This window comes from Nocardioides malaquae, from assembly GCF_015070385.1.
GTDB lineage: Bacteria > Actinomycetota > Actinomycetes > Propionibacteriales > Nocardioidaceae > Nocardioides > Nocardioides malaquae.
Window position 1 is genome coordinate 1 of record NZ_JADCSA010000351.1, and the last position, 275, is coordinate 275.

A 275-nucleotide genomic window follows, 5' to 3' on the forward strand; every position below is an offset into this window, starting at 1 on the left:
CTAACTCCAACATTTTTTCTGGAGATTCCCTTCCCCAGAAAATATATTCTAAGTATGTTTCGGCAAGACCTACATAAGCTCTGCAAAAATTAGGGTCATAATCTATTGCTTTTTTAAATAATTCTTCAGCTTTTTTTAACTCCTCAACTTTACCTCCGCCTCTGTGTAAATAGGTTTGACCTTCTTTAAACGCATTATAGGCTGCCGGATTATTTGTTGGTGTATTATTTAGTCTAGATTCTTCGGTTTCGGTTAATCGAATTTGAAGTGCATTT

At 34.9% G+C, this 275-nt stretch carries 1 protein-coding gene; it reads right to left on the reverse strand.

Features of this window, described 5'->3' with window-relative positions; all coding sequences use genetic code 11:
* On the reverse strand, positions 1-275 hold a 275-nt coding region (locus IEQ44_RS18575), incomplete at both ends, for a tetratricopeptide repeat protein (protein ID WP_227487633.1).